This window comes from Synechococcus sp. WH 8016 (assembly GCF_000230675.1).
Taxonomy (GTDB): domain Bacteria; phylum Cyanobacteriota; class Cyanobacteriia; order PCC-6307; family Cyanobiaceae; genus Synechococcus_C.
Genome location: NZ_AGIK01000001.1, coordinates 823,782 through 838,406, shown reverse-complemented (window position 1 = coordinate 838,406; position 14,625 = coordinate 823,782). Strand labels below are relative to the sequence as shown.

17 protein-coding genes are annotated in these 14,625 nt (G+C 57.4%); 14 read left to right on the top strand and 3 right to left on the bottom strand.

Features of this window, described 5'->3' with window-relative positions; genetic code table 11:
- Positions 1-11 precede the first annotated feature (11 nt).
- Positions 12-485 carry a L,D-transpeptidase gene (locus SYN8016DRAFT_RS04390; protein ID WP_253909778.1) on the bottom strand — a complete coding sequence of 158 codons (474 nt, stop codon included), beginning with the start codon at positions 483-485 and terminating at the stop codon, positions 12-14.
- A gap of 78 nt (positions 486-563) precedes the next feature.
- Between SYN8016DRAFT_RS04390 and SYN8016DRAFT_RS04385 the strand changes: the two genes are divergently transcribed.
- A complete protein-coding gene (locus tag SYN8016DRAFT_RS04385) occupies positions 564-1,751 on the top strand; it encodes a hypothetical protein (protein ID WP_038013361.1) in 1,188 nt (395 codons plus the stop codon).
- Here the strand turns inward: SYN8016DRAFT_RS04385 and SYN8016DRAFT_RS04380 are convergent.
- Positions 1,748-2,218, bottom strand: coding sequence for a CBS domain-containing protein (locus SYN8016DRAFT_RS04380; RefSeq protein WP_006853079.1), 471 nt, complete (start codon positions 2,216-2,218; stop codon positions 1,748-1,750). The two genes, SYN8016DRAFT_RS04385 and SYN8016DRAFT_RS04380, sit on opposite strands and share 4 nt — an antisense overlap.
- Before the next feature lie 31 nt (positions 2,219-2,249).
- On the opposite strand from SYN8016DRAFT_RS04380, the gene SYN8016DRAFT_RS04375 reads away from it, so the two are divergent.
- A complete protein-coding gene (locus SYN8016DRAFT_RS04375) occupies positions 2,250-2,798 on the top strand; it encodes a CDP-alcohol phosphatidyltransferase family protein (RefSeq protein ID WP_038013359.1) in 549 nt (182 codons plus the stop codon).
- Here the strand turns inward: SYN8016DRAFT_RS04375 and SYN8016DRAFT_RS04370 are convergent.
- Entirely contained in the window at positions 2,764-3,711 is a 948-nt protein-coding gene (locus SYN8016DRAFT_RS04370) for an NAD-dependent epimerase/dehydratase family protein (RefSeq protein WP_006853077.1), read from the bottom strand. The two genes, SYN8016DRAFT_RS04375 and SYN8016DRAFT_RS04370, sit on opposite strands and share 35 nt — an antisense overlap.
- A gap of 83 nt (positions 3,712-3,794) precedes the next feature.
- Here SYN8016DRAFT_RS04370 and hisA point away from each other — a divergent pair, with 83 nt between their 5' ends.
- The 12 genes from hisA (at position 3,795) to leuB (ending at position 14,556) form a co-directional block, all read left to right on the top strand.
- Positions 3,795-4,565, top strand: coding sequence for a 1-(5-phosphoribosyl)-5-[(5-phosphoribosylamino)methylideneamino]imidazole-4-carboxamide isomerase (gene hisA, locus SYN8016DRAFT_RS04365; protein ID WP_038013788.1), 771 nt, complete (start codon positions 3,795-3,797; stop codon positions 4,563-4,565).
- A 107-nt stretch (positions 4,566-4,672) separates the two neighbouring features.
- Complete coding sequence (locus tag SYN8016DRAFT_RS04360; RefSeq protein WP_006853075.1) at positions 4,673-5,104, top strand: Fur family transcriptional regulator; 432 nt, start codon at positions 4,673-4,675, stop codon at positions 5,102-5,104.
- A 69-nt stretch (positions 5,105-5,173) separates the two neighbouring features.
- Positions 5,174-6,823, top strand: a complete 1,650-nt coding sequence (locus SYN8016DRAFT_RS04355) for a DUF3685 domain-containing protein (protein ID WP_006853074.1) — start codon at positions 5,174-5,176, stop codon at positions 6,821-6,823.
- Between the two features lie 14 nt (positions 6,824-6,837).
- A complete protein-coding gene (locus SYN8016DRAFT_RS04350; RefSeq protein ID WP_006853073.1) occupies positions 6,838-7,434 on the top strand; it encodes a thylakoid membrane photosystem I accumulation factor in 597 nt (198 codons plus the stop codon).
- Positions 7,435-7,493: 59 nt separating this feature from the next.
- Positions 7,494-8,660, top strand: a complete 1,167-nt coding sequence (locus SYN8016DRAFT_RS04345; RefSeq protein WP_006853072.1) for a hypothetical protein — start codon at positions 7,494-7,496, stop codon at positions 8,658-8,660.
- A gap of 17 nt (positions 8,661-8,677) precedes the next feature.
- Entirely contained in the window at positions 8,678-9,742 is a 1,065-nt protein-coding gene (locus tag SYN8016DRAFT_RS04340; RefSeq protein WP_253909777.1) for a hypothetical protein, read from the top strand.
- Between the two features lie 23 nt (positions 9,743-9,765).
- A complete protein-coding gene (gene ruvX, locus SYN8016DRAFT_RS04335) occupies positions 9,766-10,221 on the top strand; it encodes a Holliday junction resolvase RuvX (RefSeq protein ID WP_006853070.1) in 456 nt (151 codons plus the stop codon).
- 19 nt (positions 10,222-10,240) lie between these two features.
- The gene (locus tag SYN8016DRAFT_RS04330) at positions 10,241-10,786 is read left to right on the top strand and encodes a DUF3727 domain-containing protein (protein WP_006853069.1); all 546 of its coding nucleotides are present in this window, start codon (positions 10,241-10,243) and stop codon (positions 10,784-10,786) included.
- Complete coding sequence (locus SYN8016DRAFT_RS04325) at positions 10,786-11,295, top strand: YqeG family HAD IIIA-type phosphatase (protein ID WP_006853068.1); 510 nt, start codon at positions 10,786-10,788, stop codon at positions 11,293-11,295. Before SYN8016DRAFT_RS04330 ends, SYN8016DRAFT_RS04325 begins: the two co-directional genes overlap by 1 nt.
- Positions 11,292-12,407 carry a glutamate 5-kinase gene (gene proB, locus SYN8016DRAFT_RS04320; protein ID WP_006853067.1) on the top strand — a complete coding sequence of 372 codons (1,116 nt, stop codon included), beginning with the start codon at positions 11,292-11,294 and terminating at the stop codon, positions 12,405-12,407. Before SYN8016DRAFT_RS04325 ends, proB begins: the two co-directional genes overlap by 4 nt.
- A 4-nt stretch (positions 12,408-12,411) precedes the next feature.
- Positions 12,412-13,452 (top strand): UDP-3-O-(3-hydroxymyristoyl)glucosamine N-acyltransferase, encoded by a 1,041-nt coding sequence (gene lpxD / locus SYN8016DRAFT_RS04315; protein WP_006853066.1) that lies wholly within the window; start codon positions 12,412-12,414, stop codon positions 13,450-13,452.
- A 30-nt stretch (positions 13,453-13,482) separates the two neighbouring features.
- Positions 13,483-14,556: a 3-isopropylmalate dehydrogenase gene (gene leuB / locus SYN8016DRAFT_RS04310; RefSeq protein ID WP_006853065.1), complete on the top strand. Its 1,074-nt coding sequence runs from the start codon at positions 13,483-13,485 to the stop codon at positions 14,554-14,556.
- Positions 14,557-14,625 lie beyond the last annotated feature (69 nt).

Here is a 14,625-nt window from a genome sequence, read left to right as displayed (position 1 = left end):
TGATGGAGTGGTTATTTAGATGTCACAACGACGGGCGTCCCGACATCGACTTGATTGAACAGGTTGATCACATCTTTGTTGAGCATGCGAATGCAGCCAAGGCTGACAGCCGCTCTGAGATTGACCCAGTTGGGCCAGGCTGTTCCATGAATGGCGTATTCACCAGTCCCAAGCTGGAAGTAAGCCATATAACGGACCCCAACAGGATTCTTTGGACCTGGAGCGATCACTTTCCCTTTCTTGTGATAGATCGGCGCATCTTCCATGCGGGTGATCTCGTAGCTCCCTGCTGGCGTCGGTGATTCCGGCGCACCAATCGCAACGGGATAGCGAGCCACCACAACCCCGGAATCCAGCAGCTTCAAGTAGCGATCCTTCAAGCTGATCTCAATCGTCTTCTCAGCGCGTGCTGGAAGCTGTGTCGCCGAAGCGACAACAGCGAGACCGATGCAAAGCGCCATTCGGCGCACCCAAGAACTTGACATGCGGCGCTCGTAAAACTCTGCGTATTTTGACTCATCAAAATAGGGAGCTACCGTCTCTGCACGACAGATGTTCAACCAATGATCCGCCCATCGCGCCAGAAGTCCCGTCACCAACTCCATGGCCGAGTGCTGCTGATCTGTTCTTTGCTGGCGTCAGCTTTGCTGACTCCCCCTCAGCGTGCTCTTGCTGGGTTCACTGAAAAGCAACTGGCTGGTTTTGAGGTGACGGAGCTCACAGGCACCGTGAGTGAAGCTCTGTCCAAAGAGAAGGTGATCGAAATTGTGGATCCTGAGGGGCACACCGAGATCTACACGGTTGGCCTGGATTTAGCGCCCCTAGGCTTACAACCTGGGGATGAGGTGAGCCTCTCCGTTCTCGATGGTCTGTTAGTGGACCTTGAGCCGAGCCAGGATCAAGAGCTGAGCTTTAGTCGTGAAGACATCATCCTTCCCACTGATATGGGGAAGTTGAAAAAAGGAATGCGTGTCGCGCTTGCCTCAGGAACGGGAAGGGTGGTCAAGCTTGATCGTCAAGATGGGAGTCTGAGCCTGATGGGTCCTTTTGGCGGCATCAACAATCTCGACGTCCTAGTGACGCCAGAGAATGATCCGCTTGAGGATTTGAAGGTTGGCGAATTCGTTGATTTCCGCCTGGTTCAGCCCGTCGCCGTAGACGTTCGCAAACTCCCTACTCCTGCGCGCGGCCCTTCTGTTTTCACGCCCCCCTTGGCCGCCGATTTGCTTCGGTCTGGAACCACTCTGAAGGCGGAACTTCTCGAGTCGTTTGAAATCACCCACCTACACGCCACCGTGACCCGCCTTCTTCCAGACCAGCAGGTGCTGGAAATTGAAGGCCCCGAAGGGCACAACATTCTTGTGACGTCAGCCGTGGATCTCAACACGTTGAGGTTGCGTCCTGGAAGCAACATTTCCCTGGATCTTCTCGATGGCTTAGTGGTGGATCTACGCCCTTCCACCAGCAAAGCCCTGAGTTTTGAGCGCCAGGATGTGGAGATCGCTGGAGACTTTGGTCCCGTTCCGAAGGGCACGCGTGTGGCGATGGCCACCGGCAGCGCTGAAGTGGTGAGGATTTCGCGGACCGATCGCACCTTGAGTCTCCGCGGGCCATTCGGGAAGGTTCACAATCTCGACGTCAGCAAGCGAATGCCTGGAACGGTGTTTGACGAGCTAGCGCTCGGCGATTTTGTGGAGTTCCGTTTCATCAAGCCAGTGGCGATTCGAATCACGCCACTCGCGTCTCGTTAAGGCTGCCCTGAGGCCAAGGCTCGGACGATGTCCCCCCGTGTCAAAACACCCACGGGGCGTTTGTTGTCGTCCACCACAATCAGGCGCTGGGTGCTGCGTTCATGCAGCAGGGATGCTGCTTTGGGCAGAGGAAGACTCTCTGCGCAACTGTGAAGATCACGTCCCATCAGATCGCTCACCGTGGTGCCCAGCACTTGATGAACCTGCTTGTCCCAATTGAGTGGATTCTTCAGATAGATCACGCTGTCCAACAGCATCACGTAGGGGCCGGCATCAACTCCGCTTTCGCGCACCATCAGGTCTTGCTCGGTGAGCTCCCCAATCAAGACTCCGCTCTGATCCACCACTGGCAGGCCACTGATGTGGTGATCGCTCAGCAGACTCACGGCATCTTTTAATGCCGTTTCTGGTGTCACAGTCAATACGGGCGATGACATCACCTCCTTAACCGTCTGCTGAAGCACCATGGAATCCACGCATCTCAATGCATTCTGAGCCTTGATCTCTCCCTGGCGCCTCTGGGCTGATCGACTCACCTTGGCTCGAGCCCTGATGGGACTCCCGCTTCTTCTCGCCCTGGCGACGGATTACGACGCTTTGGCCTGGTGGTTATTGCTGATTGGAGGTTGGAGTGATGCAGCGGATGGCTGGTTGGCAAGACGTGCCGATGGAGGCAGCACCTGGGGAGCTCGCTTGGACCCTCTCGCTGACAAGTTGTTGATCAGTGCCCCACTGATCTGGTTGGCGTCAGAGGGAATCCTTCCTGTTTGGGCGGTTTGGCTTTTGCTGGCCCGTGAATTGCTGATCTCGGGGTGGCGGGGTGACAGCCGTGATGGGGCCCCCGCATCCACGGCAGGGAAAGCCAAAACAATCCTTCAATTCCTCAGCCTTGCGCTCATGCTTTGGCCCCCCCTTTGGGGGGATCCAGCCCTGGTTCAGGGTTTAAAACTGGTTGGTGTGGGTTTGTTTTGGCCCTCGTTGCTGTTGGCTCTGTGGTCAGCCTGGGGGTATCTCAAGCCTCACCGATCAGAGCCTGGTCAGCGCTGAAGTCGGGATCGGACGTGGGCTGATCCTTGTACTCCCGTTGGTAGCTGTCAGCGAGCGAGGCACAGGCGTCAAAGCGTGGTTCCCAGGCCAGTTCACGCCTGACGCGGGTGGTATCGGTTAAAAAGTGACTGAGCCTTAGAGGAAACGCTTTGCGGGCTTTGGGGTCGAGTCCGCTGGGGTCAAAGGGGCGTAGATCCAGTCCTTTGGGGTCGCGGCCGCAGGCCACGGCTGCCGCTTCGATCAAGCCCCGGAAGGTGATGCCCCGGCTGGCGCTGCAGTTGTAGATCCGATTGCTAGCGGCATCCACTTCAAGCGAGCGAGCCATGGCCTCAGCCAGGTCTTCGGCATGGCCGATCTGGGTGATGGTTTCGCCTGATCCTGGAAGAGGAATCGGTCGATCATTGACGATGCGGTCAAAGAACCAACGCTCCACCGGGTTGTAATTTCCAGGCCCCACGATGTAAGTGGGACGGAAGCTGGTGAAGGGAATCCCCTGCTCTTGCAGCCATTGTTCGGTGTCAGCTTTGCCGGAATGGCGACTGGCGGGATCGATGGCAGCTGTTTCATCCAATGGCCACTGCGTCGACGCGGCGTAGACCCCGGCGGAACTCACGTACAGAAAGCGGTGTGCTGGGGCGCCCGTCACGGCCAAAACGCGACGACTGTCGTCCAAACTGCGCCCCGAGCTGTCGATGACCACCTCAAAGGTCCGTCCCTTGAGTTGGTCGAGATCAGCATCAACGCTGCGATCTCCCCGGACGGACTCCACACCTTCGGGTGCGGGAAGTCGACCTCGTGTGAACAGGGTGAGTGCATGCCCCTGCTCCTGAAGCCTTGCCACCAATGGCTTCCCGACAAAGCGGGTGCCACCCATTACGAGAATTTTCATCAGCAAGCCGCTCAACCCAGCCATTGAAGCGCGGCCCTTCAACAGCAGTCATGAACCATGCCCCTCTGGCCTGCAGGATGGGGAGAGCGAAACGTGCCACCGGCGTCATGGAGATCATCCCCGCCATTGACCTCTTGCAGGGCAGCTGTGTTCGTCTGCATCAGGGGGACTACGACCAGGTCACTCGCTTTAGTGATGACCCATTGGCCCAGGCTCAACAATGGGTGAAACAGGGAGCAACCCGCCTGCATCTGGTGGATCTCGATGGTGCGCGAAGTGGTGAGCCCATCAACGATCAAGCGGTGCGCTTGATTGCCAAAGAATTAGCGATTCCCGTGCAACTGGGTGGCGGAGTGCGCTCGTTGGAGAGGGCTGAAGAGCTGCTCAGCTGTGGACTCGATCGGGTCATTCTCGGCACCGTCGCGATTGAGAAGCCCGAGTTGGTGGTGGAGCTTGCCAGCCGTCACCCTCACAAAATTGTGGTGGGCATTGATGCACGCAACGGTTTTGTGGCCACGCGAGGATGGGTGGAGGAGAGCAACGTCGAAGCGACAGCTCTGGCCAAACGTTTGAGTGCGGCTGGTATCGCGGCCATCATCAGCACCGATATCGCGACAGATGGCACCTTGGCTGGGCCGAATCTCGACGCATTGCGCGCCATGGCTCAAGCGAGTGCGGTTCCAGTGATTGCCTCTGGAGGGGTGGGCTGCATGGCAGATCTCCTTTCACTCCTAGCCCTGGAACCATTGGGCGTGGAGGGTGTGATCGTGGGTCGAGCGCTTTATGACGGTCGCGTCGACTTGCATGAAGCCATCCAGGCCATGGCGGCTGGCCGTCTTCAAGACCCTCTTCTTGGGCAGAGCCGCACAATTGCTTGATTCGAATGCTTGATTCGAAGCTCGCGACGAAGTCTTGAATAGGGTTTTAAGATGCGATCAATAAAATTGCATTAGTGGCGGTCGATAGCACGCATCAAAGTTCGGAAATGTCTGCTGCTTCCAGTGGACTGCAAGCCACTTTTGAGTTGTGCCGAAAGCTTGGGATGCGCCTCAGTCAGCAGAGGCGAATGGTTCTCGATCTGCTTTGGACTGAAGCCAGCCACTTGAGCGCGAGAGATATTTTTGAGAAATTGAATGACCAGGGACGAAGGATTGGGCATACATCGGTGTATCAAAATCTCGAAGCTCTTCAGAGAGCTGGCGTGATCGAATGTCTGGATCGGGCCAGTGGTCGCCTCTATGGCTATCGAAGCGACCCACACAGTCATCTCACCTGCCTTGAGAGCGGACGAATCGAAGACCTCGATGTGCAATTGCCTGATGAACTCGTGCGGGAAATCGAGGAGCGCACTGGCTACACAATTGAGACCTACACGCTTCAACTCAGCGGACGTCCAAGAGCGTTAGATGGCGATTGATCCCGCCTGCATGAGCATTTGCTCCTTCACCATTTCCTTGCGATCATTTGACCGGGACGATTTACAGCGGTGAACGGGATTCCAAACAAGATTTTGCTTATCGCAAGGAATCTGCTTGCTGAATCTCTTTTGTCCGGGCTGGCTGGCAACAAAGAGCTCGTCATTTCTGTTTCAACGGATCAGCTGGATGGCCAACCTGATCTGGTGATCTGGTCCATTGAATCGATTGCCTCGCCGGCCCTTCTTCAGCTGGAGGTCTTGAAGCTTCAAAGCCGTTGGGGATCAACCCCTCTTTTGCTGTTGCTTCCCGCGAAGCTTCCTTGCGATCCCACGGAGCTTTTGTCGCTGGACTGCGCAGGATTGCTTCAAGATCCTGATCTCGCGCAATTGCAGCAGGGCATTGAAACCTTGCTGTCTGGGGGCAGGGTGGTCGAACTGACAGCGCACAGTTCCTGGGAACGAAGCTCTGAGACGTTTGCACCGTTCCCGTCACCAGGGCTGGGTCCTTGGTTGTTGATGACTGGGCTGCAGCAAATCAATCACGACCTGCGCATGATCGAGGTCCTGTTGAATCCCCCTCCAGAGAATCCGCTGTTGCGATTCATGCTGGAGGGTCGCTGTCGTGAACTGCGCAGCGCCCGTCAGCTGTTGCTCTGGATTTGGGGTCCCTTGCAATTAGGTCTTGACGGTGCTGTTCCTCTCCAACAATCGTCTCCTTTCCACGAACCTTCAGGAACCTCGATTCAGTTGAAGGAGAGGAATGGTGCTGCCGTCTGGGATGCGATTCATCAACGTCTAGAAGCAGCGGTGATTGGAGGCTTAAGCAACGCCACGGGGCAGATGCTGGCGATTGAAGGTCTCCAACCTGAACGACGACGCGAGCTCTTGCTGGCCCTTTTGCGACAGCTCAATGAGGTGCTGCATCGGTTGCGCTCTGATCAGCAAGCCTCCGTTGAGAAACGATCGGATCGCGCGCTCTCGGAGCACTGGCAGGCTCTTCAACCTGAATTGCGCCAGCAGGCTCTTTGCACGATGGCGGGTCATTACGTACGCCTTCCCATGGGCGAGGAGTTAAGCGGTGTGGCCGATCACCTGCTTCTCAACACAGAGCTCGAAGACACCGACGAGGAACTGCCCAATCCGAAGCGAATGTTGGCCCCTTTTCTCGACGACCAGCCCGTTCTGGTGGATGGGCAACTGTTGCCTGCCGATGATCCCCGCGCCTTGCTGCAGCTCGAAACGTTGGTGAGCAATTGGTTGGTACGCACGGCGGAACTGATTGGTTCTGAGCTTCTTGGCGTCTGCGGAGACTGGCCTGAGTTGAGGCGCTACCTGCTTGATCAACGCTTGATCTCCACCCGTGAGTTGGAACGTCTACGCAACCAACTCAATACCCAGTCCCGTTGGCAAACCTGGATTCAACGTCCGATTCGCCTCTACGAAAGCCAGCGGCTTCTGTATCAACTCAACGATGGAACGATTGCACCGCTCCTGTTAACGGAACCCAGAGACGAAGAGCTGCGTCGTCTTGGCTGGTGGCAACAACAGGTTGCGCTCCTATTAGAAGCGCGAGATGCCCTGGCTCCTCAGGTTCAACTACTCGTGCGCAAGGTGGGGAATCTGCTGGCGGTGGTCCTGACCCAAGTGATCGGTCGAGCCATTGGACTGGTTGGTCGAGGCATCGCTCAAGGGATGGGCCGCAGCTTCAACCGAGGCTGATCCCAGCGGTCAGAATGCTGCATCCAGTGTTCGGCGCCATGCCTTTGCTCAGCACCATGCTTCTGCTCAGCATCTTGCGCTCGGTCCTGCGTTCTCTCGTCGCTGCAGGATTGTGCTTGCTGCTGATGGCGAACCCAGCTGAGGCGGCGAGGGACACCGACAGTTACGACGGCAATATTTTTGCGCTGTATGCAGGCAATGGATCGCTTGTTCCACCCGCGACAACCCTGAAGGACGCCTTAGAGAAAGAACGCACCAGCGTGATCGTTTTTTACTTGGATGACAGCAGCACCAGCAAGATTTTTGCGCCTGTGGTGTCTGAACTTCAGCGTTTGTGGGGGCGTGAGGTGGACTTGCTTCCCTTCACCACCGATGCCTTTCAAGGGGATGCCAGCCAAGACCGATCCGATCCTGCGACCTACTGGCATGGCACGATCCCGCAGGTTGTGGTGATCGATGGCAAGGGCAAGGTCCTGCTCGATGAGGACGGACAGGTTCCTCTGGAAGCCATCAACGCTGCCATCAGTGCAGCCACAGGAATTGAGGCCCCTGCCGAGGGCAGCACCACCATCAGTTTCAACGAGCTCAATACAGAAGTGCTGTCCCGCTGATCAATCCACCGGAACCCTTTACGCTGCTTGATTGTTTCCGGTCGGCTGACCGTTTTCCTATGTGCACGCTGCTGCTGATCTTGCTCCTGCTCGGCATCGGTGTGCTTTGGATTGAGGCGCGGCATCGGCTCAGGCCGTCGTCCCCCCTTCAATTACGGGCCCACGATTGGCAAGTGCAGCACACGTCCAAGAGCCTCGTTATTGAAGGTTGGTTGACGATTACCAACCCCCATCAGCGCATGGAAGTGATGGTGCCAGAGCTGGGCGTGGAACCAACATTGCTTGGGAACAACGACCTGAGTTCCGTCAACGTTCAAACCAAAATCACTCCGCATCACCCTGATGAGGACGCCCGCCCGGATGGGTATTGGGCTGCTTACATCGTGAAAGGTCGTAAGAGCACCCGGGTGAAGGTGCAACTCACCTTCAGTGCGGATCAAGAGGTTGCCATCAACGATCGGGTCGACAGCGTTTGGGTTGATGTGCATTGGGTGAATTACGGGCCCTTTGGCCGTTTGCATCGCCGTCAAGGCATGGTGGTTCCAACCCATCAACCAGAACCTCTTCAGGGGGCAGGCGCTGCATTCCGTCAGGGGGATGGATGCGCGGTTTTGCCGATCAAAACGCACTTGCTCGGTCCCTTAGATGACACGGTTGACGTGCTCAAGCACTACGCAGGTGGTTTGATTCAGCCTGGAGATGTGCTCACGATTGGGGAAACACCCGTTGCGGTGATTCAGGGTCGATACGCGCACCCCTCCACGGTTCAGCCGAGTTGGATCGCCCGCTTGCTCTGTCGTGTGTTCCATCCCACGAGCAGCTTGGCAACAGCCTGCGGCATTCAAACCTTGATCGATCAGGTGGGACCAACACGGGTTCTGGTGGCTTGGAGTGTGGGGTTCGTTTTAAAACTCGTGGGTCTGAAGGGTTGGTTCTATCGCCTTGCAGGTGACCAAGCACGACTGATTGACGACATCACTGGCACCACGCCTCCCTATGACCAAACCATTGTTCTTGGTCCGGACTCACCCGCAGAGCTTTGCAATCTCGCCGCAGAGACGCTTGGCGTGTCGGTGGCGATTGTGGATGTCAACGATCTCGGTCGGGTCAAAGTGCTGGCCTCCAGCCGTGGCTGCGATGAAGCGTTGCTCCACCGAGCCCTGAAGCCAAACCCTGCTGGCAATGCCAACGAGCGGACGCCTCTTGTCTTGGTTCGACCGGCCTAAATCCTCGGCGGCCCGAGGTGAGCGATACATTAATGATCTATAGCGGACGCGATGTGGATCAAGCATCCGGCAGCTCTCCACGGGTGGAAGCTCTCAACGCAGCCCACATGCGATTGCTGTTGACGTCTGCTCAGGTCAGCACATCGAACCAGTGGGCCGATCAACCGCAGGCCTTGATGCTCCAGACCTGGCTTCTCCGCAAGCTGAGGGTGCTCGTCGCCTTGGAGCAGGACGCCACAAAAGCGGATCGTTTGCTGTCTCTTGTGATTTTGCGGTCGCTCAACCGCCGCAAGAGTTGTTGGCAGCTGGAGCTCGAGGAACGGCAAGAGCCAACGGGCACCAGCAGAATTTCTGTGGTCCGGCAGTTGCTCCATGAAGCCCTGAGCGATGGGGTCGCCCGTTCACAGAGTTGGTTGATCCGATGCGATAGCAACGATCAAGACCAGCTTGACCTTGCCCGTGAACTGGGATTTCAACCGCTGAGACGATTTGGGGTTTGGCGGGTTGATCCGCCGTCCGTTTCGGGGCCACCCGCCTCCGAGTTACCGAGTCAGTGTCGTTGGAGCGCCCTCGACAACAGCACTGCAAGACAACTGTTTGCTCTCGAGCAAGCCTGTTGTTCCACGCATCATCGGCAAATTCTTGATCGCCAATGGCAAGACCTTGTGGACCAACGTTCGAAGGGTTGCGGCCTTTTGGAACGAATCGATTCCGATCAAAATCAGGTGCTTGCAGGACTTGTGGCAAGACCCTCTGGCTTTGCCAGGCCAAGGCTTGAACTGTTGCGTGGTGTGGCCTGGGATGACCGGCTCATGGATGCCTTGCCTCCTGCTTTGGAGCGCTTGGCCCGGCTTCAACCCGCTCCTGAACTCCTGGTGGATGAGGATGATGAACGCCTCCAGGTCATCGTTCAGCGTTGTGGATTTCAGTCGCAGCAAACCCAGCTCGTCCTGGGTCGAAGCCTCTGGCGCAAGCTTGGTAGCCGAGAGCTCAGTGGCATCCGTCCCCTGGAATCGATGCTGGGACGTCTCCAGCCCCAGCAGCCGCCGTTGCCGACGCCAACACTGGGTCGCGAGCGCTGATCTTGAGCCCATCACCCCGATCGATGTTGAGCCTGGATGTGGGCCGCAAGCGCATTGGCTTGGCAGGGTGTGATGCCCTTGGCATCACGGTGCGTCCCCTCCCTGCGTTGTTCCGCAGGACGTTTAAGCATGACCTGGAGCATTTGGGACAGGTCTGTCTGACCCGTCGAGTGCAGGGCTTGGTTGTCGGTCTACCCCTAGATGCAGAGGGCCAATTCACAGAGCAAGCAGGCCATTGCCAGCGCTACGGACAGCGCTTGGCCATGGCTTTAAAGCTGCCCCTGGCGCTCGTGAATGAACACAGCAGTAGTTGGGCCGCGGCCGACCGACATGGCTTGCAAGGCGATCGCAGCGGCCGACTCGACAGTGCAGCCGCTGCACTGCTTCTTGAACAATGGCTCTCTGATGGGCCAGAGCCCGAACCGGTCGACATGGCGACCCCGTCTGCTAGCAAGACGGACGGCAATGAAGGATCCTGAAGGTAATGATTCTTGAGCAATGAGTTCTAGCGGCCCGAACAACAGCGGAGACGTACCAACTCTGCTGGTAAAAGACAGTGAAGGGCGTGATCTTCTTTGTTTTCTTGAGCAGCTCATTCCCCTCGATGGTCAGGACTACGCGTTACTCACCCCTGTCGACACTCCGGTCTGCTTGTTCCGGTTGAAGGACGGTGATGAGCCGGAGCTGATCGACAGCATCACCAGCAATGAACCGATTCTTTCGGTGGCTGATGTGGTGCTTCAAGAGCATGACCTCACCCTTGTGCGCTCCGCGGTCACCCTCACGGTGAATGGTGAGCTGGATGAGCCCGATCCTGAAGATCTCGATGAGGATGAGGCGGGTGACGATGAATCGGAGACCTATGAATTGCTGGTGAGCTTTTTGGCCGATGACTTGGAATACGGCCTTTACATCCCCTTAGATCCATTCTTTGTTGTCGCCCGCATGGATGATGGCGCTGCGGTGTTGGTGGAAGGGGATGAGTTCGACCAAATTCAACCTCGCATCGAGGCTGAGCTTGATGAGCGTGAGCTATCCGAGTGATGCGTCGTGAATGGCTGCGACCTGACTGGGATCCAGGCTTAACCCTGGCCCATCTTCCTTTGGAACCCTTGCTTGGCAGAGGCATCAAGGCTTTGTTGCTTGATGTTGATCGCACGCTTCTTCCAGGGCGCGATGTGGCCTTGCCTCCCTCCGTTCTTCACTGGGCTCAATCTGCTCAACGCCATACGCACCTTCATTTGATCAGCAACAATCCCTCCCGTCAGAGAATCGGGGCTGTGGCTGAGCAGCTTGGGATTGAATTCACCAGCTCTGCCGCCAAACCGCGTCGAGGAGCGATCCGACGCGTCATCCAAACCTTGGATCTCAAGCCGGAGCAGATCGCCATGGTTGGAGATCGTGTGTTCACCGATGTCCTGGCTGGAAACCGGCTTGGTTTGTATACGGTTTTGGTCAGACCTCTGCGTGAAGACGGAACCCCTTGTCGTCACGATCGCGTTCAAGTGTTGGAGAGGCAACTCGCCCGATGGCTTGGAGCAGGCCACGCATGAGCCTGCGGGTGGTGAAAGTTGGAACGAGTTTGCTGCGCAGCACGGACCATCGCAGCACGGCTGATGCCATCTCAGCCTTGTGTCTGAATCTCGCCCAATGTCTCCAGCGCGGTGACCGTGTCGTCTTGGTCACAAGTGGTGCTGTTGGACTCGGATGTCAGCGCCTGGGCCTGAAGGCCAGGCCTTCAACGTTGAGCGGTCTTCAAGCGGCTGCGGCGATCGGTCAAGGCCATCTGATGGCTCTGTACGAAGAAGCGATGGCCGTTCATGGCATTCCCGTCGCGCAGGTTTTGCTCACCCGATCTGACTTGGCGGACAGTCGGAGTTATCAAAACGCTTCCGCAACCCTGCATCAGTTGCTCGAATGGAGGGTTTTGCCGGTCATTAACGAAAACGACACGGTGTCCTCGGCAGAGCTGCGTTTTGGCGATAACGACACGCTCTCAGCCCTCGTTGCAGCAGCGATTGATGCGGATGATCTGATTCTGTTGACCGATATCGATCGCTTGTACTCCGCTGATCCGCGCAGTGACGCCTCGGCTCGTCCGATTTCGGACGTTCATCACCCAGCAGACCTGCAGGCCCTTGAACAAGGTGCGGGAGACGGAGGTCGTTGGGGAACGGGGGGGATGACCACCAAACTCGCGGCCGCTCGGATTGCCACCGCGAGCGGAATCACCGTGCATTTGGCGGATGGTCGCGATCAGCAAATGCTGGAAACCATGTTGGCTGGCGGGCGCGGAGGAACGGTGTTTCATCCCCACCCCCAGCCCCTTGGTCATCGAAAAAGCTGGCTGGCCCATGCGTTGCAACCCCAAGGAAGCCTGCAAATCGATCACGGTGCCTGCCAAGCGTTGTGCGACAGAGGTGCCTCCTTGCTGTTGGTGGGAATTACGGACCTAACCGGAGACTTCACGGCCAACCAACCCGTGAGGATCGTCGATCAGGAGGGCCTTGAAGTAGCCCGTGGCTTGAGCTCCCTCAGCAGTGAGTCCCTTCGACGTCTTGTCAAAGAGCCAGCGCGACCCGATCGGCAAGGCAGCTCGCCTGTTGTGGTTCATCGAGACGTGCTTGTCCTCAGCACGCCTACGATCCGCCCATCAGACCCCTGAATCGATGCGTTTCAGCCAGTTAATCGCCGTCCTTCAGGACGGAGAGGCAGGTCTGCTGGAGCATCAGCTCGGCAGCGATCCTGAGCTCCGAGGAGCGGCCTCTTTGGAGAGAGCCGAAGCCGATCAACTCAGCTTTCTTGAAAAGGGCAACGCTCTGATTCAGAGCCTGGAAACCAGCCATGTTGGTGCCGTTTTGATTCCCAATCAGGACGACCTCAAGGCGATGGCTGAGCAGCGCGGGCTGGCTTGGGCTGTGATGGCTGATCCCCGTTTGGCCTTTGCTGAAGCCCTCGAGCGCTTGCATCCTCGCCCCAGACCAGACGCCACCATCCATCCTTCGGCGGTGATCGGTGACAGGGTTCAGATCGATGCTGGGGTCTCGATTGGCCCTCACGTTTGCATTGGTGACGACACACGCATCAGTGCCAACAGCACCCTTCATGCCGGTGTGGTGATTTACGGGGATGTGAGGGTCGGTCAATTCTGCGAACTGCATGCCAATGCGGTGCTGCACCCAGGCGTGCGATTAGCCAACCATTGTGTGGTCCACTCCAACGCGGTGGTGGGCTCCGAGGGGTTTGGTTTTGTTCCGACCGCCAAGGGGTGGCGAAAAATGCCTCAAACGGGTCTCGTTGTCCTGGAGGAGGGTGTTGAGGTGGGGTGCGGCAGCACGATTGATCGTCCCTCCGTGGGTGAAACCCGGATTGGGGCGGGAACCAAGATCGATAATCTCGTGCAAATCGGCCATGGCGTTGTCACCGGACGGGGCTGTGCTCTGGCCTCGCAGGTGGGCATTGCGGGCGGCGCTCGCCTTGGCCATGGGGTGATTTTGGCTGGACAGGTTGGTGTGGCCAACCGAGCGATCATTGGCGATCGTGCGATCGCCAGTTCCAAGAGCGGGATCCATGGAGAGGTGGAGCCCGGCGAGGTGGTGAGTGGCTATCCGGCGATTCCCAGCAGGCTCTGGCTGCGTTGTTCGGCTGCGTTTAGCAAATTGCCTGAGATGGCGAAGCAGATCCGGGAACTCAAGAAAGCCGCTCGGTAACCTCTCTTGTTCTCCCCCCTCTGAGTTCCAATGCCACTGCATCGCGTTGTTTTGCTTCCGGGTGACGGCATTGGACCAGAGATCACGGCGGTGGCGAGGCAGCTCCTGGAAGCCGTGTCGCGCAAGCATGGTTTCACTATCGAATTCAGTGAAGCGCCGATCGGTGGCTCTGCCATCGATGCCACCGGTGAACCCCTACCAGCGAGCACCCTTGAAGCGTGTAAGGCTGCCGATGCCGTTTTGCTGGCAGCGATCGGGAGCCCTCGATTTGATGCCTTGCCTCGGGCACAACGGCCCGAGAGTGGATTGCTGGCCCTGCGCTCTGGCATGGAGCTGTTTGCGAATCTCCGTCCAGTCAAAATTGTCCCTGCCCTGATTGGTGCCAGCAGCCTGCGACCCGAAGTTGTGGAAGGGGTGGATCTGATGGTGGTGAGGGAACTCACCGGAGGCATTTATTTCGGTCAACCGAAAGGTCGTGTGCAGGCCGACGGTGAAGAGCGTGCGTTTAACACCATGACCTACTCGGATTCTGAGATCGACAGAATCTCCAGGGTGGCGTTCAAGCTGGCCTGTGAGCGACGTGGGCAGCTCTGCTCGGTGGACAAGGCCAATGTGCTCGATGTCAGCCAACTGTGGCGTGATCGCGTGGAGGGCATGAAAGGCGATTACCCCGCAGTGGATGTCAGTCACTTGTACGTGGACAATGCGGCAATGCAACTGGTGAGAGACCCTCGCCAGTTCGACGTGGTGCTCACTGGCAATCTTTTTGGAGACATTCTTAGCGATATTTCTGCCATGCTCACCGGCTCGATCGGCATGCTCCCTTCCGCCTCTCTGGGAAGTGAAGGTCCTGGTTTGTATGAACCCGTTCATGGTTCAGCCCCTGATCTCGCCGGTCAAGACAAGGCCAACCCGATGGCCATGGTGCTCTCCGCAGCCATGATGTTGCGGACCGGTCTCAAACAAAACGCAGCAGCGGACGATCTCGAACAAGCTGTTGATCGCGTTTTGGCAGCCGGATTCCGCACTGGAGATTTGATGTCTGAAGGCTGTACTGCCCTGGGCTGTCAGGCGATGGGGGAGGAACTTCTCAAGACACTCTGATGCGACCTGGCAGGAAAAATGTGGAATTTGCCCTTTGACCTGCCAAACTCATTTGGCCAGATCTTCCTC